Here is a 19,420-nt window from a genome sequence, read left to right on the forward strand (position 1 = left end):
GGTCGCCTCCGGCAAGGCCGGGGTATCAGTTGATCCGGGCTTCCAGGCCCTCCCATTCCTGCGAGCGCAGCTCGTTCTTGCGGATCTTCCCGGTCGAGGTTTTGGGCAGCTCCAGAATGAACTCCACCGACCGCGGTGCCTTATAACTGGCAATCTGGGATTTCACGTGGGCCAGCAGGTCCTCGCCGGTGACCTCGGTGCCGGGGGTGAGCACCACAAACGCCTTGGGCCGCTCACCCCAGCGCTCGTCCGGCACGCCGATCACGGCGACGTCGGCGACGGCGGGGTGGCTGGCCAGTGCCTGCTCCACCTCGATGGTGGAAATGTTCTCGCCGCCGGAGACCACCACGTCCTTGGAACGGTCCAGCAGCTGCACGTAGCCGTCCGGATGCATCACGCCCAGGTCGCCGGTGTGGAACCAGCCGCCGCGGAAAGCGTCGGCCGTTCCGGCCTCGTCCCGGTAGTAGCCGGCCATCACGCAGTTGCCGCGCATAACTATCTCGCCCATTTCGACGCCGTCGCCCGCCACGTCCGCCAGCTCGCCGTCGGCACCGGTTGCGTCCTTGACCACGCGCAGCCGCTCGGAGGTCAGCATTCCCACGCCCTGCCGTGCCATCTTCTTCGCCAGTGCGTCGGCGTCCAGGTCCGCCCACGCCGCCTGCGGCTCGCAGACAGCATATGGTCCGTAGGATTCGGTGAGCCCGTACACATGCACCACGGTTGCCTGCAGCTGGTGGATCTTGTTGATGACGGTGGGGCTGGGCGGGGCGCCGGCCGTGACGATGGTCAGGGGATGCTCCAGCACGTGTGCTTCCTCCGCGGTGGCGATGGCGGACAGCACGGTGGGGGCTCCGGCCAGGTGGTCGATGCCGTGGGTGTCGATCAGCCGCCAGATTTCCGGGCCCCGGACGGCGCGCAGGCAGACGTGTGTGCCGGAGGCGGCGGTCAGCGCCCACGTGGTGCACCAGCCGTTGCAGTGGAACATCGGCAGCGTCCACAGGTAGGTGGTGTCCGCGTCGAAGCCCTGGTGGTGCACCTCGCCGAGTGAGTTCAGGTAGGCGCCGCGGTGCGTGTACATCACGCCCTTGGGCCGGCCGGTGGTGCCGGAGGTGTAGTTCAGGCTGATCACCGTGTTTTCGTCCTCGACCTCCCACGGCAGCGGCGTGTCGGTGCCGCGTGCCGCAAACGCGGCGTACGACGTCGTGCCCTCCACACTGTCCTCGCTGCCGTCCTGCAGGGGCACCGCGATGACTTCGGTGACGGTTTCCAGTTCCGGAGCGGCCAGGGAACCCAGTCCGCGGAGCAGATCGGGATCGCCGAAGAGCAGGGTGGCCCCGGAGTGGTTGCAGATATACGCCACTTCCGGCGGGGACAGCCGGGTGTTCAGGGGCACCAGGACGCCGCCGGCCAGCGGCACCGCGTAGTGGGCAATAAGCAGCTCCGCCGAGTTGGTCCCGAGGAACGCGGCGCGGGCCCCCTCGGTCAGGCCGGAGGCACGCAGTGCATGGGCAGCCCGGGTGACCGCCGCAGCGAATTCCCGGTACGTCAGCCGCCGCTCGCCGTCGATCACGGCCGGCTTGTCCGGATGTACCGAGGCAGCACGTTCCAGGAAGCGAAGCGGGGTCAAAGCGGTATCCAGACCGGTCATGTCTCTCCTTTGAGGTGTAACGGGCCTTCCACGCTACAGGGGAAATGAGGTGCGGATCACATCCGGTCCGTAGTGCCGGGAAACATAGACGGCGGGATTTGCGCTGCCTGCCGGGCAAAGGATAGGGACCGGTTTCCGGCCAGGCAAATCCTCCGGCGGAGGCACACGGGGTTGGTGCAGGCGGCGGATGCCGAACCCCTCCAACGCCGATATCGTTAAAACGCAGTGCCCGCCCCCACCGGGGCTTACCGGCACCCGCCGCCCGGCATTCCGGTCGGCCGGCCAGCCCTAGACACTCCGCAAAAACCATCGGTCCGCAATGCTGCGCGCCCGGCGGTCCTGCCGGAGCGGGGCGCTGCACCGCCGGAATTTCGGTTCCGGCGCGGGAACCCTCAACGAAGCGGAGATGCAATGCCCCACAAAATCATCCTGGACTGCGATCCCGGCCATGATGATGCGGTCGCCCTGCTGCTGGCCCACGGCAGCCCGGAGATCGACCTCCTCGCGGTGACAACCGTCGTCGGAAACCAGACTCTGGAGAAGGTGACACGCAACGCGCTGGCGATTGCCCGTGTCGCAAATATCACAGGCGTCCCCTTCGCGGCAGGCTGCGACCGCCCCCTGGTCCGGACCATTGAAAACGCACCGGATATCCACGGCGAGTCCGGCATGGACGGCCCCGTCCTGCCCGAGCCCACGCTGGAACTGGACCCCCGCCACGCGGTGGACCTGATCATCGACACCGTGATGTCCCATGAGCCCGGAACCGTGACCCTCGTGCCCACGGCAGGACTCACCAACATTGCCCTCGCGGTGCGCAAGGAACCGCGCATCGCCGAGCGCGTGAAGGAAGTTGTCCTGATGGGCGGCGGCTACCACGTGGGCAACTGGTCCGCTGTCGCTGAATTCAACATCAAGATTGACCCGGAAGCAGCCCACATCGTCTTCAACGAGAAGTGGCCGCTGGTGATGGTCGGCCTGGACCTCACCCATCAGGCACTTGCCACCGACGAGGTAGCGGCCCGCATCGCCGCCGTGGGCACCAAGCCGGCAAAGTTCGTCGGTGAACTCCTGGAATTCTTCGGCCAGACCTACAAGGATGCCCAGGGCTTTGACTTCCCGCCCGTGCACGATCCCTGTGCAGTGGCCTACGTGATTGACCCCTCCGTGATGACCACCCGCCGCGTGCCGCTCGACGTCGAGCTCACCGGCACCCTGACCCTCGGTATGACCGTGGCGGATTTCCGCGCCCCGGCGCCTGCCGACTGCACCACCTCGGTGGCTGTGGACCTGGATCATGAAAAGTTCTGGGGCCTTGTTGTTGACGCACTCGAACGAATCGGTGAGGTAGACCTGTGAGTGAAACCACCCGGCGCCGGGTCAACGTCGGCGCACTGATGACGGCACTGCTGGCAGCCTGCGTGGCCTTCCAGCTCAATGCCTCCATGCTCTCCCCCGCCCTCGTCACCATCGAAGAGGAACTGAACACCACTTCGGCGGCCGTGGGCCTGAGCCAGACGGCGTTCTTCACCGCCGCAGCGCTCTTCTCCCTGTTCCTGCCGCGGCTGGGCGACATCATCGGCCGCAAGAAGGTCCTTGCCGGCATGCTGGTGGTCCTGACCATCGGCTCGGTGGTTGCCGCCCTGGCTCCGAGCATCGAAGTCCTCTTTATTGCCCGCCTGATCCAGGGCGTTTCCGGCCCGGTGGTCCCGCTGACCCTGATCATGCTCCGTGTGGAAATCCCCGACGCGAAGCTGTACGGCACGCTGATGGGTGTTATTACGGCCGTGAACGGCGGCATTGCCGGGGTGGACGCCATTGCCGGCGGCTACCTGGCACAGAACCACGGCTTTGCCTCGGTCTTCTGGGTCATGGCCGCCGTAGGCGCCGTCGCTGCTGCCCTGCTGTTCTTCCTGGCCCCTGAATCCACGGCCGAGAAGAAGGAGAAGATGGACTGGCTGGGTGTGGTGCCCCTGGTTATTTCCGTGGGCACCCTGCTGACCGCCTTCAACGAGGCCGGCAAGCTGGGGGCCGCAAACTGGCCGCTGGTGATCGGCCTGATCGTGATTGCCGTCATTGCCTTCGTGATCTTCTGGAAGGTGGAGAACCGGACCGAACAGCCCCTGGTGGCAACGCACTTGCTCAAGGAACGTTCCACCTGGGCGCTGCTGCTCACCACCCTGCTGACCATGACCGGTGTCTTTGCCGTGATGAACGGCATCATCCCGGCCCTGGCGCAGGACGGCGCCGTCGGCTTTGGCATGGGCGCCGAGGAATCCGCCTGGTGGACGCTGACTCCGTACGCCATCGCGGGTCTGGTGCTGGGTCCGATCGCCGGACGCCTGGCAGCCACCTGGGGCTACGGCAAGGTGCTGCGGATCGGCATGATCGGCTCCGTTATTGCCCTGACGCTGATGCTGCTGGTAGTTGGCAGCGACTCCAGGCTCGGAGTCCTGGGCGTCTCAGTGCTGATCGGTGTCACCTACGCCGGCATCGGCAACATCATGCTCAACGGCCTGGGCATTGTGCTCTCCCCGAAGGAAAACCCCGGCTTCCTGCCCGGCCTCAACGCCGGAGCGTTCAACCTGGGTGCGGGTCTGAGCTTTGCGGTCATCTACGCTGTGAAGACTGCAGCCACGCCGGCCGACGGCGGGGGCACCTCGGGTTACTACGCCGGTATTATTGCCGGTTTGGTGATCCTGGTGCTGGCCCTGGCCACGTCCTTCCTCATCCCCAAGCCCATCAACGCCGAGGTCACCGCCAAGGCCGTGCCGGCCGACCGCTGACATCACGTCAAGGAGAATCCCCGTATGCCTGCCGGAAAAGTTGTAGTTGTAGGGTCGCTGAACGCTGACCTCACCGTCCGTACCGAACGTTTCCCCTCCCCCGGGGAGACGCTCAACGGTTCGGAACTGGTGATTGTGCCCGGTGGCAAAAGCGCCAACCAGGCGGCGGCCGCCGCGATCCTCGGGGCCGATGTCCGGCTCTTCGGTGCCGTGGGTGCCGACGGGCACGGGGATCTCCTGCTGAAGGCGGCCGCCGGTGCCGGGGTGGACGCCTCCCGCGTCCTGCGCCGCAGCGGCACCGCCACGGGCACGGCCATGATCGTGGTGGACGCGTCCGGGGAGAACACGATCATTGTTTCCCCCGGCGCCAACGGCACGGTCACCGGGGCTGAGCTGCCGGCGGACCTGTTCGACGGCGCCGCCGTGCTGACACTGAGCCTGGAGGTCCCGCTCGAGGCGGTCACCGCCGCGGCACGGGCGGGGCACGACGCCGGTGCACAGGTGCTGCTGAATCTCTCCCCGTACCGGGAGGTTCCGGCGGAGCTGCTGGCCCTGACCGATGTGCTGCTGCTGAACACCCATGAGGCAGCGCTTGTGACCGGTCTGGCGGACCCCGCATCGGACTGGGAAGCGGTCATCGCCGCCCTGGACGCGCTGGGCGTGCGGCGCACCATCATCACCCTCGGCGGGGACGGCGCCGTTGTCCTCGACGGCACCGCCTCCGGTGCCGGCCGGGTAGTGGCCATTGCCCCCACCCGGGTCACCGCGGTGGACACCACCGGCTGCGGGGATGCCTTCACGGCGGCAACCGCCGCCCGGCTGGCTGCCGGGGATTCCCTGGCTGACGCCGCCGCGTTTGCTGCGCGGGCCGGTGCGCTGGCTGCCACCCGGGAGGGCGCGCAGTCCTCATACTCTGCGCTGCTGGAGCTGGCCACACCGGCCTAGTTTCACGGCACCAAGAAGGGCCCGGCATCCGCGCATAACGTGCGGATGCCGGGCCCTTTGCGGTTAACTCCCGAAGGAGCCGAGGAGGAAATGCCGGTTTGCCTCCGCCCGCTCCAGCAGCTCCCCGCCGGTGTAGTACTTCCGGTCGAATTCCTCCCACTCGCCGACGAACATGGTCCACTCGCCGTCCACACACACCGGCCAGCAGCGGCGGACCCAGTTGAGCTTTTCGCGGGTGTTGTTGCGGTCCTGCGGATCCGTGCTGGTGTACTGCAGGACGGTGCAGTTGTGGATCACCTGCTCCTTGTCGGCGTCCCGCAACAGGAACTCTTCGTCGCTCCAGCGCTCCAGCACCAGGCGGGTGGCCCACATGAACTCACCGTGGGTTACCAGGAGCACATTGTCCCGGGCGTTCTCGCGGTGCAGGGTGCTGAGGATATTCCGTACACGGTTCTCGGCAACGTTGGCAATGGACTCCCCCGCAGGCGGCGCCCAATACAGCGGGTCGCTGTCACGGTACGCGGCGTTCTGCGAATACTTCCGGGCGAAATCCTGCTTCGACATGGACCCGATCTCACCCCAGGAACGCTCGCGGATCACCCGGTTCTCTTCCCAGCGCACATCCAGCCCCAGATGGGCGGCGGTCTCGCGGGTCCGGGTATAAACCGAGACCATGGCACGGTCGAACTGGATATTCTGTGCCGCGATCCAGGCTCCGGCCACCTTGGCCTGCTGCACGCCGAGGTCCGTTAGCCGCCACGAACGGTCCGGAACGGTCATCGTCTCTTCGGTATACAGGCTCGGGTCCCCGGCCTTGGCTGCCCGCTGCATCACGTTCGCTTCGCTTTGTCCGTGGCGGACAAGAAACAGGTTGCGGGGCATAACCATCGGGGCCTCCTGGAATACACGAAATAGGTTCTGTTTTTATCCTATGCGCAGCATGGATTGGCCATTCCCGCCGTCGAATTCGGTCAGCCTCATCTGTTGGGTAAACTCGCACGAATGAAACTCACATCACAGCACCCTGTCCGCCGCCGAAGCGCGGGAGCTGCAATTGCCCTGTCAGCACTGCTTGCGGTCACCGCCTGCGGCGGCGATGAGGCCGAAGCACCCGCTGAGCCGGCCCCCGTCGCCGCGGAAACCGCCACTACGCCCGCGGCCGAATGGCCGGCCGGTGATGAGAAGGGAACGCTCGCGAACCCTTATGCCCTGGGTGAGGAAATGGTCGACGGCGATTTTACGCTCACGGTCAACAGCGTCAACCTTGACGGCAATGAGCAGTTCAAAGCCATGGATAGCTTCCTTGGAAAGGTGGAGCCGGATCCCGGCAACACCTGGGTGTTCATCAATGCGACCTGGGGATACACCGGTGATGAGCCTGCCGATAACGTCGGCACCGATTTCTCTATTGTTAACGAGAACTGGGACGGCGGTTTTATGACCGACGACGAGTATGGCACCACGTTTAATTCGGTGTCAGCCTTGAAGGAGGGCGAGACCAAGGCCCAACCGGTGGAAAAGGGATTCACGGTGACGGCTGATGCGGTGCTGCAGATGCCGATCGAACACGCGAACACCTCGAGCATGGTCAAGGTGAATTTCAACCACGGCGGAGCCAACGATTTCCTGGTGGCGCTGAAGTAGTCACCACACGCGTTATCGGGTGCCCCGGCTGCTTTGGCCGGGGCAATCTGCTGTCTGCCCAGTAGCGGGAACGCTCACCGCGGACGGCGTCCACGCGGCGGAGCCGCCCGTGCGTCCAGCCGGCGGACTGACTCCCGGACGGCGCCGTACAGCATAATCTCCAGATCGCCGACCACACGGTAGGGGTGCTCGACCATGCCGTCCGCTACCCACCGGAGTACGACGGCGAGCACGGCCGAGGTGTAGAAATCGACCACCAGCACGCGGTCTTCCGGGCGCACCGGCCCGCCGCCGTCCTGCTCCATGACTGCCTCGGTGATGGGGCGCATCTGGCGGAACAGGAAGCGCTCGAGCCCGGGCTGCCCCACGCCGTCGAGCACCCCGAGCGTCGACGCGCGGTTGTTGCGCAGGTACAGCATCAGCCGGACTAACCCGTCCGCCCATCCCGTCTCAATGGCGAAAGCCCTGACCTGGCGGGCAACCTCGGTCTCGAACACCCAGACCGCCAGCTGGCGTACGTCCGAGAAATGGTAGTAGAAGGCCTGTCGCGTCAGTCCGCAGTCCCGCGTGAGTTCCGTGACCGTCACTTTGTCGAGCGGCTCGGTGCGCAGCCGGGCCTTGAGCGCGGCCGCCAGAGCCGCTCGCGCCCTCGCTCCCCTCTGCGCGTCGATGCCCTCGTCGGTCATGCCTGACGGTAGCACCGGAAGTGGGCCGGCCTGGCCTTCTTCGTGGCGCTGCCCATTCTGCTGACCGTGTTCGTGTGGCCGGTGACTGCCGGTGACGGTTCGTCCACGGGCACCTGGTTCCACTGGGTGAAGGTGTACTCGGCACTCCTCGGGTGCCTGGGCTTTATGCTCATCCGGTATGTTCCCCGTTTGGCACAGAACCGCTGGATGTTGATGTTCCCGCCGCTGATCCTGGCGATCAACATCGGCGAGGCTGTCATCCGGGACTTCGAGGTGGCCGGGCTGCAGGGCATGCACGACGGCGTCTTTATGGTCGGCGGTCCGTGGAACTACATGAACGCCATCGCCGGCATCCTGAACCTGCTCACCATCTGTGGCTGGACCGGCATCATCATCTCCCGCGACAAGTCGAAGGACATGATCTGGCCCGACATGATGTGGTTCTGGATCATCGCATATGACCTGTGGAACTTCGCCTACGTCTACAACTGCGTCGGTGACCACGCGTTCTACGCCGGTGCGGCACTGCTCATCTCCTGCACCATCCCCGCGTTCTTCCTCAAGAAGGGTGCGTGGCTGCAGCACCGCGCCCACACCCTCGCACTGTGGATGATGTTCACGATGGCGGTCCCCACGTTCGTGAGCACGTCGCCGTTCGCCGTGGAGTCCTCGCACAACCCGACCGCACTGTTCGTCGTGTCGGCCATCTCGCTGGCGGCCAACATCGCCGTCGCGGTCTACCAGGTGTTCACCATCGTCAAGCGGCACCGCAACCCGCTGCGCGACGAGCTGTACACCCATCTGCGCCCGTACCGGGAGGTGCGTGACGCGAACCTGCCCGCCGAGGCCCCGGTTGTCCTGCCGGAGCCCAAAGACCGGCCGGTCACCGTCTGACCTTCAGGGCATGGAAAAACCCCTCCTGATCGGACTTTTGGTCTGATCAGGAGGGGTTTCCCGTTTGGAGCCCCCTGCCGGATTCGAACCGGCGACCCCCTGTTTACAAGACAGGTGCTCTGGCCAACTGAGCTAAGGGGGCGTGTTGTCGTGTCCGCCGGCAAAGAAGAAAAGCGGAACCGAACAAACAACGCTAGACAAGGTTAGCCCAGAGCGCCCGCCCCCGTGAAACCGGGAATGGTTTCACGGGGAACCGGGCTCCGGTCCGAAGAGCTTACTTGTTGGCGTCGATCGCTGCCTGGACGGTCTCGGTGAAGGTGTTCAGGTCCGCTTCTGCACCGTTGACGTAGGCGGTGGGGGTGCCGGCGATGCCGTCCACGCGTGCGAGCTGATCCGCGTACTTCACGAACGGACGGTACGTACCGTCGTCGATGCAGGATTCCAGGTTCTCCGTGTTCGCACCGGCAGCCTCGGCCATGTCCACCAGACCGGCGTTGTTCACTTCACCCGCAGCGTGCTGGGCGAAGATCGCCTTCATGAAGTCCCAATAGGATTCGGGGCTCTCGGCAGCAACGCAGGCGGCGGCGTTGGCGCCGCGCGAGGAGTAGTTGGTGGCGGAACTGCGGTCCAGGAACGCGACGGTGCGGTATTCGTAGGTGATTTCCCCGGCGTCCAGCCACTGGGCAATCTGCTCATCATAGGTAGCGGCAAAGTCAGCGCAGTGCACGCAGTTAATGTCCACGTATTCCACGATCTGAATCGGCTCACCCGGTTCGGAGGCTTCGATGCCCGGCGGCACGGGAGCATCTTCCGCGGCTTCCTCCGGTGCTGCTCCGAGGGTTTCCGTATCAAAGTCGAACGGCTCCTGCGGCTGCAGGGCGCTGGTGGAGGTCAGCGTGAAACCGCCGTACTGGTTGGCGTTGGCCGGAGAGGTGCCATTGTTCGCCACGCTGCGGCTCATGCTGTTGAACACAATGACGCCGACAATTGCGATTACCGCCACAATCGCCACCACTACGCCCCAGATCACGAGGAGGCGGTTGCGCCGGTCCTTCTTCTGCTGCGCTTCACGCATGGCACGGGCCTGGTCACGGGCGGCAGCAGTCCGCTCGGCCTTGGTCAGCTTGGGATTCCGGTCAGTCATTATTCCTCATGTCTCTCAACGCCGGCACCCGTTTCCGGGGCCTGTGGGCACATCACCAGTGTAGGGGGAACGTATTGCCCCGCCCTTCAGCCAACGCCCGCACGCGGTACAAAGTTTCCGGGCTTAGATAGAGTGGCTAAATACGTCTATTCAAACTAAGGGGTGCCATTCGTGAACGCTGAGGCCGATCCGAGCCAGAAGGACGCAACGGACGGGTATGGCGACTTCGATTTCATCGTAGTTTCCAACCGGCTTCCCGTGGACCGGGTGAGCACGCCCGACGGCGAGACCTGGCGCCGCTCCCCCGGCGGCCTGGTGACGGCGCTGGCGCCGGTCATGGCGAAGGCCGACGGCGCATGGGTGGGCTGGCCGGGATCCCCGGACGAAGAGGTGGAGCCCTTCGACCACGATGACATGCACCTGAAGCCGGTGCCCCTGAGCACCGATGAGGTGGAGCTCTACTATGAGGGCTTCTCCAACGCGACGCTGTGGCCGCTCTACCATGACGTTATTGCCACCCCGGAGTTCCACCGCACCTGGTGGGACGCCTACCGGACAGTTAACCGCCGCTTCGCCGACGCCGCGGCCTCCGTGGCGGCCGAGGGCGCCACGGTCTGGGTACAGGACTACCAGCTGCAGCTGGTCCCGCAGCTGCTCCGCAAGGCACGTCCGGACCTGAAAATCGGATTCTTCAACCACATCCCCTTCCCGCCGCTGGAAATCTTCGCCCAGCTGCCCTGGCGCCGGAACATCATTGAGGGCCTGCTGGGCGCGGACCTGATCGGTTTCCAGCGGCCCTCGGATGCGAGCAACTTCCTGCGCTGCGTGCGCCGCTTCGCCGGTTACACCATCCGCCAGCAGCAGGTGAACGTGACCACCGAGGACGGCCTGTCCTACGTCTCCCGCGCCGAGGCATTCCCCATCTCCATTGACGCGGCGAAGATCGCCGAACTCGCCCAGCGCGAGGACATCATCGAACGCTCCAAGCAGATCCGCCGCGAGCTGGGCAACCCGGATACCGTGATGCTCGGCGTGGACCGGCTGGATTACACCAAGGGCATCAGCCACCGGCTCAAGGCCTACGGCGAACTCCTGGAGGACGGTGAAATCACCGTCGACAATGCCTCCATGATTCAGGTAGCCAGCCCATCCCGTGAGCGCGTGGAACAGTACCGGCTGCTGCGCGAAGAGGTGGAAGGAACCGTGGGCCGGATCAGCGGCACCTACGACACCATTTCCAACACCGCGCTGCGCTACCTGCACCACAGCTATCCGGTAGAGGAAATGGTGGCGCTCTACCTCGCCGCCGACGTCATGCTGGTCACCGCCCTGCGCGACGGCATGAACCTTGTCGCCAAGGAGTACGTGGCGGCCCGCACCGGGAACACCGGTGCCCTGGTGCTCTCCGAATTCACCGGCGCCGCAGACCAGCTCCGTCAGGCAGTGCTGGTGAACCCGCACGATATCGACGGCCTGAAGGCCTCCATCCTCACGGCCATGAACATGCCTGCCCGCGAGGCCAGCCGCCGAATGCGGCTGATGCGGCGGCAGGTACTGCAGAACGACGTCGAGCGCTGGTCACGGAACTTCCTTGACGCCCTTGAGCAGGACCAGGACCGGGACCAGTAGTGGAGACGCCGGAGACCGGACTGCAACAGGCACTGGAAGGGCTCGCGGACGCGGACACCCTGCTGGTTGCTCTGGATTTTGACGGGACGCTGTCCCCGCTGGTGGAGCGGGCCGAGGACGCCCGCCCACTGAACGGCTCCGCTGCCGCTGTGCGCGCACTGGCAGCCCTGCCCGGCACCGTCACCGCCTTTATATCCGGACGCGCCCTGGACAGCCTGCGCAGCGTCGCCACCCCTGACCCGGAGACGCTGCTGATCGGCAGCCACGGAGCCGAAACCTGGACGGGACCCAATGCCGAGCCCCTGCAGCTGACGGCGGAGCAGGCCGAGCTGCTGGCCCGCGCCCGGTCAGCAGTGCAATCCGTGGCCGCGCGGCACCCGGGGTGCCGGCTGGAGGACAAGCCGGCCGGCGTCGTCCTCCACACCCGCAGCGCCGAAGATCCGGTGGCCGCCGCTGCCACCGACGAGGCGCGCCGCCACCTGCAAATGCTGGACGGCGTGCAGGTCACCGATGGCAAGTCCGTCCTGGAAGCCTCCGTTGTACACACGAATAAGGGTGAGGGTATCCGTGCCCTGCGCGCGCTGACCGGTGCGACGGCGGTGCTTTTCGCCGGTGACGACGTCACCGATGAGCACGGCTTCGCTGCCCTGGAGGCCGGCGACGTGGGCATCAAGGTCGGTCCCGGAGACACGGCCGCGGCGTTCCGGGTTGCCTCTCCCGAAGCCTTCACCGAGGTGCTTGCCGAGCTGGCACGGCTGCGCTCAGCCGCCGTCGGCCGGTAACACAGCCGATGCGGACGCGGCGCCGGAGCCAACGTATGCCATACTGACTCCGTGAACCGTGTCACAGCTCACTGTTGAGCCGCGGCGGGTTCCCACAACTACATAGCACCTCCATTCACAACGGATCGTCGGGCACGTACCTGCCCGTGAAGGGAAATACCATGGCAACGGTAACGTTTGACCAGGCAACACGCCTCTACCCGGGGACTGAACGCCCTGCTGTAGATAACCTCAGCCTCGAAATCGCCGACGGCGAGTTCCTGGTTCTCGTTGGCCCCTCCGGCTGCGGAAAATCCACCTCCCTGCGCATGCTCGCCGGGCTCGAAGACGTCAACTCCGGCCGGATCCTGATCGGTGACCGCGACGTCACCGACGTTCCGCCCAAGGACCGCGACATCGCCATGGTTTTCCAGAACTATGCGCTGTACCCGCACATGTCAGTGGCGGACAACATGGGCTTCGCCCTGAAGATCGCCGGCGTGGGCAAGGAAGAGCGGATGGAACGCGTCCGCGAGGCCGCCAAGCTGCTCGACCTCGAAGACTTCCTCGATCGCAAGCCCAAGGCCCTCTCCGGTGGCCAGCGCCAGCGCGTTGCCATGGGCCGCGCCATCGTCCGGAACCCGCAGGTGTTCCTGATGGATGAGCCGCTGTCCAACCTGGATGCCAAGCTCCGCGTGCAGACCCGCACGCAGATCGCCTCCCTCACCCGCCGTCTCGGCGTCACCACCGTTTACGTCACGCACGACCAGGTCGAGGCCATGACCATGGGCGACCGCGTGGCAGTGCTGAAGGACGGCATCCTGCAGCAGGTGGACACCCCGCGGAACCTCTACGACCACCCGAAGAACGTATTCGTGGCCGGCTTCATCGGTTCCCCCGCCATGAACCTGCTGGAACTGCCGGTAGTGGACGGCGGTGTCGCATTTGGCGGCTCGGTTTACCCCGTGGCGAGCGCAGTGCTTGGTGCCGCAGCCGGCAACACGGTCACCCTGGGGGTCCGCCCCGAAGACATGGAGCTCGTCTCCGAGGGCGACGGCCTGCAGGTGGACGTTGACGTGGTGGAGGAGCTCGGCGCCGACGCGTACGTGTATGGCCACACCACCCTCGACGGCAAGCACCATGACATGGTGGTCCGCGTGGACGGCCGCCGCCCGCCGATGAAGGGCGATGTCCTGTACGTCCGCCCGCAGAAGGGGCATGTGCACCTCTTCGACACCGCCACCGGCGACCGGCTGGCCGAACAGGCCTAACGCCCGTGACATGCGGTGGCTCCCCTGCTCAACTAGACTTTTGAGATGGGGAGCCACCGCTTTTTTAATGCACGTATGTTCTACACGTAAGGGCTTTCGCCTATGACACACGCCGCATCAGCCAACTGGCAGAACGAACCGACGGATTGGGACCAGGCCGGGAAACTGCCCCGCGCCCGTGAATCAGCCGGCAGGATCAACACCCTTGGCTCGCTGAACATTACGGCTGCGTCCATGGACCCCGCCCTGCTGGACCTGCCATGGCACATCCCGCTGGAGGACTGGCCCAAGGAAAACCTGGCCGCCCTTCCCCGCGGCATCTCCCGCCACGTGGTCCGCTTTGCCCGGCTGGGCGATTCGCTGATTGCCATCAAGGAAACCAGCGAGCATGTTGCCCGGCAGGAGTACCACATGCTGCGCAAACTGCGTCGGCTGAATGTGCCGGCGGTGTCTCCGGTGGCGGTTATTACCGGACGCATGAACCCTGAAGGTGAAGAGCTGCAGCCGGTCCTGGTGACTCGGCACCTGCGTTTCTCCCTCCCCTACCGTGCCGTGTTTTCCCAGACCCTGCGCCAGGTCACGCTGACCAGGCTGATCGATGCCCAGGCACTGTTGCTGGTACGCCTGCATCTGGCCGGTTTCTACTGGGGTGACGTGTCCCTGTCCAATACGCTGTTCCGCCGCGACGCTGGAGCCTTCGCGGCATACCTCGTGGATGCCGAAACCGGAGAGCTCTATCCGGAACTTTCCAACGGGCAGCGCGAATACGATCTGGAAATTGCCCGGGTCAACATTGCCGGGGAGCTGATGGACCTGGCCGAAGGCGGCCTGATCGAAGAGTCCGTGGATCCGCTGGCCACCAGCGAACGGATCATGGACAGCTACCGCCGGCTCTGGGCAGAACTCACCGAGCAGGAATCCTTCGGGCTCGCCGACCGGTGGCGGGTGGACGCACGGATCCGCCGGCTGAATGACCTGGGGTTCGACGTCGACGAACTGACCATCTCCACTACCCCGGACGGATCCCAGGTCCAGCTGCAACCCAAGGTTGTGGACGCCGGCCACCACCAGCGCCGGCTGCTGCGCCTCACCGGCATCGATGCCCAGGAAAACCAGGCCCGTCGGCTGCTCAATGACCTGGATTCCTACCGCGCAACCAACCACCCGGAGCTTGATGAGGAGCTCAGCGCCCACCTGTGGGTGACCCAGGTCTTCGAACCCATTGTGAAGGCCGTGCCCCGGGACCTGGGCAGCAAGCTCGAGGCGGCCGAAGTTGTCCATGAGGTGCTCGAACACCGGTGGTACATGTCCGAGAACTCCAACCGGAACGTGCCGATGGCCGAAGCCGTCCAGTCCTATATGGACAACATCCTGCGCCACCGGCGTGATGAAGCAGCGATCCTCCTCAGTGCCGATACCAGGACCATGCAGATCCTGGACGCGGGAGGAGCCCCGTCCTAAGACGGGGCTCCCCGGAAAAACGGCAGGACGCGGCCGAAGCTAGTAGCTTGAGGTCTCCGCAGCGATGCCAATGAAGATCAGAAGGAAGAACAGGGCGCCCAGCAGGGTCCCCAGCGCACCCACAATGATGCCCACCACGGCGGGAACGTTGCCCATGCCGACCTTGCGGGACTGGTTCAGGCCAATGATGCTCAGTACCAGGCCGACCACGGAAATGAAGAACGAGGTGATCAGGCCGGCAATACCCATGGCCTGGCCCGGATTCTCCCGGGGCACGGGATACGCGCTCTCCCCGTAGGAGGGGTAACCCGTCTGCGCGGGGTATCCGGCGGGCTGCTGGCCGTACTGGGACTGCCCGTACTGATCGGACTGTCCGTAGGAGGAGCCCTGCTGGGCGTAGGGGGATGATCCTTCCTGCCCGTAGGAGGGATACCCGGAGGAGGCGTTGCTGCCCTGTCCGTCCTGTCCGGGGTAGGACGGCGGCGCCGGCTGGGAGGACGTGCCGTACTGGCTCTCTTCCGGGCCCTGGCTGCCGTCCGCAGCAGGATTCTCGCCATGCTGCCATTCTGGTCGGTTGTCTGACACGCGGATTTTCCCCCTGAATGAGAAGTGGCTAGCGTGGGTGAATCGCCGTGGCGTCAACTTCGCTAGGTCGATATGACGTTTCTCCAATCCTATACACCCATGGGGAAGGGGAACCAGCGCATGCGTGAGCGAAATCTCCTGTGACGTGTGCCCCTCTCTGCCAACGGCTGCAGCCGTGAGTCGTTAAATGGAAATGTAAGCGTACGAACCGGAAGGAGCCCCTCAAAGATGGTTGACCAACTGGCTGAGGTCTTCAGCCGCCCGGACCTGCGTCTGGTCCCCGTCCATGAGTCCCCCGCCGGCCGTGAATGGTGGCGCTCATCAGTGATCTACCAGATCTACCCGCGATCCTTCCGGGACCGTCGCGGGGACGGCATCGGTGACCTGCAGGGCATCACCGCCGAACTGGCCACCCTGGCCGAACTGGACATCGACGCCGTCTGGCTCTCCCCCTTCTACCGCTCCCCGCAAAAGGACGCCGGCTACGACGTCGCCGACTACTGCTCCGTAGACCCCATCTTCGGCACCCTGGAGGACTTCGACGCCCTCATCGCCGAAGCCTCCCGCCACCACATCCGCGTCATCGTGGACCTGGTCCCCAACCACTGCTCCGACGCCCACCCCCTCTTCCAGGCAGCCCTGGCCGCAGGACCCGGCTCCCCCGAACGCGACATGTTCATCTTCCGCGACGGCACCGGCGAGAACGGGGACACCCCGCCCAACAACTGGCAGTCCCACTTCGGCGGCCCGGCCTGGACCCGCATCACCGAACCCGACGGCACCCCCGGACAGTGGTACCTGCACCTCTTTGACTCCTCCCAGCCCGACTTCAACTGGGACTCCCCCGCCGTGCACGCCGAATTCGAACGGATCCTGCGCTTCTGGCTGGACCGCGGCGTCGGCGGGTTCCGCGTGGACGTCGCCCACGCCCTGATCAAAAAGTCCGGCCTGCCGGACTGGGGCGGACGCGCCGACGGATCCTCCTCCGAGGGCTACCCCGGCTCCGAAGCACCCATGTTCGGCCAGCCCGGCATCCACGACATCTACCGGTCCTGGCGGAACATCCTGGACTCCTACGACGGGGACCGGGTGCTCTGCGCCGAAGCGACCATCGACCCGATCGAACGCCTCACCGACTGGGTACGCGCCGATGAGATGCACCAGACGTTCAACTTCGCCTACCTGCACCACCCCTGGCACGCCCCGGCACTGCGCCACGTCATCGAGTCCTCCCTGCGCGCCTTCGACCAGGTCGGTGCCCCCACCACCTGGGTGCTCTCCAACCACGACGTCGTCCGCCATACAAGCCGCTTCGGGCTGACCGGCGCGGGCCCGCGAACGGGCGATGGCCTCGGCCCCCGGGATGAGCAGCCCAACCTGGAACTCGGCCTGGCCCGGGCCAGGGCAGCCACGCTGCTGATGCTGGGCCTGCCCGGCGGCGTTTACCTCTACCAGGGTGAGGAACTGGGACTGCCGGATCACACCCTGCTTCCGGACGAGTTCCGCCAGGACCCCACTTTCCACCGCACCGCCGGGGAACGGGTGGGACGTGACGGGAACCGCGTGCCGCTGCCGTGGAAAGCCAACCAACCCAGCTATGGCTTTAGTGACGCCGGGAAGTCCTGGTTGCCGCAGCCTCCCATCTGGGGGAAGCACTCCCGTGATATCGAGCAGCGCAACCCGGACTCCACCTTGAACCTGTACCGCAACGCCCTGTCGCTGCGCCGTGCGCTGCGGCTGGGTGACGGCTCGCTCGCCTGGTGGCCGGAGCACGACGACGAAGGGCTGGTGTGCTTTGTCAACGGGTCCACCCTGGTCGCGATGAACATGGGTGAGGACCCGGTGAAGCTGCCGGCTCTCCCGCTGCTGTTGGGCAGCGCCGCTGATGCCCTTGAAGGCGACCGATTGCGTCCGAACCGCACCGTATGGATGCGCGTGGGTTCATAACCGGACTCTGCTGCTAAACCCCGGGAATGGCCTTCCCGGGGTTTAGTATGCCCGCGGGATCGAACAGGCTCTTGAGGCGCCGCTGCAGGACCAGCACTTCTTCCTGCTGTTCGGCCGGGAGCCAGCGGAGCTTGTACTGTCCCACTCCGTGTTCCCCGGTGATGGTCCCGCCCAGAGACAGTGCCACTGCAATGGATTCATCGAGGGCGGCGTCCAGCCGCGGCTGTCCGCCCTCTTCAGCGGTGCCGACCCAGAAGGTGGGATGCAGGTTACCGTCGCCGGCGTGGGCCACCACTCGCAAACCCACCCGATGAGCTGCAGCCATGCGTTCAAGTTCAGCGACGTATCCGACTAGTGCCGACCGCGGAACGGCCACGTCTTCCCCCACCCGCAACTGTTCCGCGAGGCCGCTTCCTCGGCTGTGCCTGCGCAGATCCACCAGCCGTTCTGCTTCCACGGATCCCTCAGTGCTGACCGTTCCGCCCAGCCCGGATAAGACCTCCCGCACAACATCAGCCTCGGCTACGGCTCCAAACCCGTCAGTCTGGATCAGCAGCAGCGCGTTGCCCCGGGCCGCCAGGGCGCTGCCGTGGGCTGCGTCCAACGCCGCCAGCGTCGCCCCGTCCAGCAGCTCCATAATTGCCGGTTGGACGCGTGCCGTGCCGACGGCGAGGACACCCGAGGCCGCCGTCGGGACATCCGGGAAGAAGGCGGCAATGGTGCAGGTCCGTACCGGCAAATAGCGCAGGCGCACGGTAATACCCACCACAATCCCCAAGGTCCCTTCGGAGCCGGTGAAGAGTCCGGTCAGGTCATACCCCGCTACGCCCTTGAAGGTACGCTGTCCGGTCCTAATGAGGGTGCCGTCCGCCAGCACAACGTCCAGCGCGAGCACCGAATCACGGGTCACCCCATACTTCGCACACCGCAGTCCCCCTGCGTTGGTGGCAACATTGCCACCGATAGTCGAGATACGGTAACTGGCGGGGTCCGGTGCATACATCAGCCCATGTTCAGCTGCAGCCGCGTTCAGATCGGCGTTAACCACCCCGGGTTCGACGACGGCCACTTCGTCCAGCGGATTCAACTCGAGGATCCGGTTCATTCTCTCCAGGCTGAGGACAATGCAGCCCGCCGTGGCATGCGCCCCGCCGGATACCCCGGTGCCCGCGCCCCTGGCAACAACGGCAGTGCCGGTCTCGGAAGCCCAGCGAAGCACAGCCTGCACACCCTCAATACCTTTGGCCCAGACCACGGCCAGCGGCTCGGCATAGTCCAGCACCGGACCCTGATCAGCGGCGTAGGCAGCCCGCACCGGGACGGAAGTATCCATCTCCAGATCAGGATGGCTCAGCGCCAGGGCATGCAGGGCATGCAGGGCATCAAGTGACACAGGCTACCGGGCCCCCATAAAGCGGGCGTAGCGGTCCAGGATCTCTTCCCATTCGGCACGGATCCGCTCGTATTCCTTTGCGGCCTCCGGCAGTCGTTCCAGTCCCCCGTGCCGGAGCGTCACCAAGGTACCGTCCTCCGCTACCGCGGAGAATTCCACCCGCACGTCGGTGGGAATCCGAGGACTGTGCCCCGCCACCCAGTCCAGCTCAAGCAGGGAATCGGGTTCCTTGGTCCGGACGGTAGCCCAGACAGCCGTCTCACCATCCGGAGCAGTTTCGGTCAGGACGCCGGATTCAAACTCCGGGTGTGTGCCCTCACCGAAGTCGGTGAGGTCCTGGGGCCACCATAAGTGAAGGTAGTCGGTAAACCCGTTGAAGGCTTCGTGCAGATCCCGGGGCACCCTGCGTTCCAGCACTACTTCGGACGGAGCGGCTGCCCCGTCTGTGTTCACCGGATCAGCGTCCGGATCCTCGGCATGGGAAAACAGGGAGAAACTCATGGTTTCCAGCCTACCGGTGCCGGCATCCCTGGTGGGGGTTAAACAGGTGAGGCCCGTACCAACACTGGTACGGGCCTCACCCTTCACAATTTGTCCGGCGGTGACCTACTCTCCCACATCCTCCC

General features: G+C 65.4%; 16 protein-coding genes, 1 tRNA gene and 1 pseudogene. 10 read left to right on the top strand and 8 right to left on the bottom strand.

What is annotated here, in order from left to right:
• Window positions 1-25: 25 nt before the first annotated feature.
• Complete coding sequence (locus AC5RVB_RS14165) at window positions 26-1,648, bottom strand: AMP-binding protein (RefSeq protein ID WP_494142972.1); 1,623 nt, start codon at window positions 1,646-1,648, stop codon at window positions 26-28.
• 411 nt (window positions 1,649-2,059) lie between these two features.
• Here AC5RVB_RS14165 and uriH point away from each other — a divergent pair, with 411 nt between their 5' ends.
• Genes uriH through AC5RVB_RS14180 form a run of 3 tightly spaced genes read left to right on the top strand, consistent with a single transcriptional unit; the run spans window position 2,060 to window position 5,379 of the window.
• Complete coding sequence (gene uriH / locus AC5RVB_RS14170; RefSeq protein WP_227905644.1) at window positions 2,060-3,007, top strand: uridine-preferring nucleoside hydrolase UriH; 948 nt, start codon at window positions 2,060-2,062, stop codon at window positions 3,005-3,007.
• Window positions 3,004-4,434 carry a uridine transporter UriT gene (gene uriT / locus AC5RVB_RS14175; protein ID WP_494142973.1) on the top strand — a complete coding sequence of 477 codons (1,431 nt, stop codon included), beginning with the start codon at window positions 3,004-3,006 and terminating at the stop codon, window positions 4,432-4,434. The genes uriH and uriT overlap by 4 nt, the downstream gene beginning before the upstream one ends.
• Window positions 4,435-4,458: 24 nt before the next feature.
• Window positions 4,459-5,379, top strand: a complete 921-nt coding sequence (locus tag AC5RVB_RS14180; RefSeq protein ID WP_494142974.1) for a ribokinase — start codon at window positions 4,459-4,461, stop codon at window positions 5,377-5,379.
• Between the two features lie 63 nt (window positions 5,380-5,442).
• Here the strand turns inward: AC5RVB_RS14180 and AC5RVB_RS14185 are convergent, their stop codons facing one another.
• Window positions 5,443-6,267, bottom strand: a complete 825-nt coding sequence (locus tag AC5RVB_RS14185; RefSeq protein WP_227929228.1) for a histidine phosphatase family protein — start codon at window positions 6,265-6,267, stop codon at window positions 5,443-5,445.
• Window positions 6,268-6,381: 114 nt separating this feature from the next.
• On the opposite strand from AC5RVB_RS14185, the gene AC5RVB_RS14190 reads away from it, so the two are divergent.
• Window positions 6,382-7,023, top strand: coding sequence for a hypothetical protein (locus AC5RVB_RS14190; protein ID WP_227906035.1), 642 nt, complete (start codon window positions 6,382-6,384; stop codon window positions 7,021-7,023).
• Window positions 7,024-7,097: 74 nt separating this feature from the next.
• On the opposite strand, the gene AC5RVB_RS14195 is transcribed toward AC5RVB_RS14190, so the two are convergent.
• Window positions 7,098-7,709: a TetR-like C-terminal domain-containing protein gene (locus tag AC5RVB_RS14195; RefSeq protein WP_494142975.1), complete on the bottom strand. Its 612-nt coding sequence runs from the start codon at window positions 7,707-7,709 to the stop codon at window positions 7,098-7,100.
• 27 nt (window positions 7,710-7,736) lie between these two features.
• On the opposite strand from AC5RVB_RS14195, the pseudogene AC5RVB_RS14200 reads away from it, so the two are divergent.
• Window positions 7,737-8,603: pseudogene (locus AC5RVB_RS14200) on the top strand (DUF5692 family protein); the annotation flags it as partial.
• Window positions 8,604-8,668: 65 nt separating this feature from the next.
• Here the strand turns inward: AC5RVB_RS14200 and AC5RVB_RS14205 are convergent.
• Window positions 8,669-8,745 (bottom strand) — tRNA-Thr (locus tag AC5RVB_RS14205).
• Between the two features lie 132 nt (window positions 8,746-8,877).
• Window positions 8,878-9,747, bottom strand: coding sequence for a DsbA family protein (locus tag AC5RVB_RS14210; protein WP_227906041.1), 870 nt, complete (start codon window positions 9,745-9,747; stop codon window positions 8,878-8,880).
• Window positions 9,748-9,918: 171 nt separating this feature from the next.
• On the opposite strand from AC5RVB_RS14210, the gene AC5RVB_RS14215 reads away from it, so the two are divergent.
• The 4 genes from AC5RVB_RS14215 to AC5RVB_RS14230 all read left to right on the top strand — a co-directional run bounded on the left by AC5RVB_RS14215 (window position 9,919) and on the right by AC5RVB_RS14230 (window position 14,869).
• The gene (locus tag AC5RVB_RS14215) at window positions 9,919-11,376 is read left to right on the top strand and encodes an alpha,alpha-trehalose-phosphate synthase (UDP-forming) (RefSeq protein WP_227906045.1); all 1,458 of its coding nucleotides are present in this window, start codon (window positions 9,919-9,921) and stop codon (window positions 11,374-11,376) included.
• Window positions 11,376-12,158: a trehalose-phosphatase gene (gene otsB / locus AC5RVB_RS14220; RefSeq protein ID WP_494142976.1), complete on the top strand. Its 783-nt coding sequence runs from the start codon at window positions 11,376-11,378 to the stop codon at window positions 12,156-12,158. The genes AC5RVB_RS14215 and otsB overlap by 1 nt, the downstream gene beginning before the upstream one ends.
• A gap of 161 nt (window positions 12,159-12,319) precedes the next feature.
• Window positions 12,320-13,408 carry an ABC transporter ATP-binding protein gene (locus tag AC5RVB_RS14225; protein WP_227906048.1) on the top strand — a complete coding sequence of 363 codons (1,089 nt, stop codon included), beginning with the start codon at window positions 12,320-12,322 and terminating at the stop codon, window positions 13,406-13,408.
• Between the two features lie 102 nt (window positions 13,409-13,510).
• Window positions 13,511-14,869 carry a DUF4032 domain-containing protein gene (locus AC5RVB_RS14230; RefSeq protein WP_227906050.1) on the top strand — a complete coding sequence of 453 codons (1,359 nt, stop codon included), beginning with the start codon at window positions 13,511-13,513 and terminating at the stop codon, window positions 14,867-14,869.
• Window positions 14,870-14,908: 39 nt separating this feature from the next.
• On the opposite strand, the gene AC5RVB_RS14235 is transcribed toward AC5RVB_RS14230, so the two are convergent.
• Window positions 14,909-15,454 carry a DUF4190 domain-containing protein gene (locus tag AC5RVB_RS14235; protein ID WP_494142977.1) on the bottom strand — a complete coding sequence of 182 codons (546 nt, stop codon included), beginning with the start codon at window positions 15,452-15,454 and terminating at the stop codon, window positions 14,909-14,911.
• 228 nt (window positions 15,455-15,682) lie between these two features.
• Between AC5RVB_RS14235 and AC5RVB_RS14240 the strand changes: the two genes are divergently transcribed.
• Entirely contained in the window at window positions 15,683-17,401 is a 1,719-nt protein-coding gene (locus AC5RVB_RS14240; protein WP_494142978.1) for a glycoside hydrolase family 13 protein, read from the top strand.
• A 13-nt stretch (window positions 17,402-17,414) separates the two neighbouring features.
• Here AC5RVB_RS14240 and AC5RVB_RS14245 read toward each other — a convergent pair whose 3' ends face one another.
• Window positions 17,415-18,734 (bottom strand): FAD-binding oxidoreductase, encoded by a 1,320-nt coding sequence (locus AC5RVB_RS14245; protein WP_494142979.1) that lies wholly within the window; start codon window positions 18,732-18,734, stop codon window positions 17,415-17,417.
• Window positions 18,735-18,797: 63 nt separating this feature from the next.
• Entirely contained in the window at window positions 18,798-19,295 is a 498-nt protein-coding gene (locus AC5RVB_RS14250) for an SRPBCC family protein (protein WP_227929736.1), read from the bottom strand.
• Window positions 19,296-19,420 lie beyond the last annotated feature (125 nt).

The organism is Arthrobacter sp. Y3225209 (assembly GCF_059090685.1).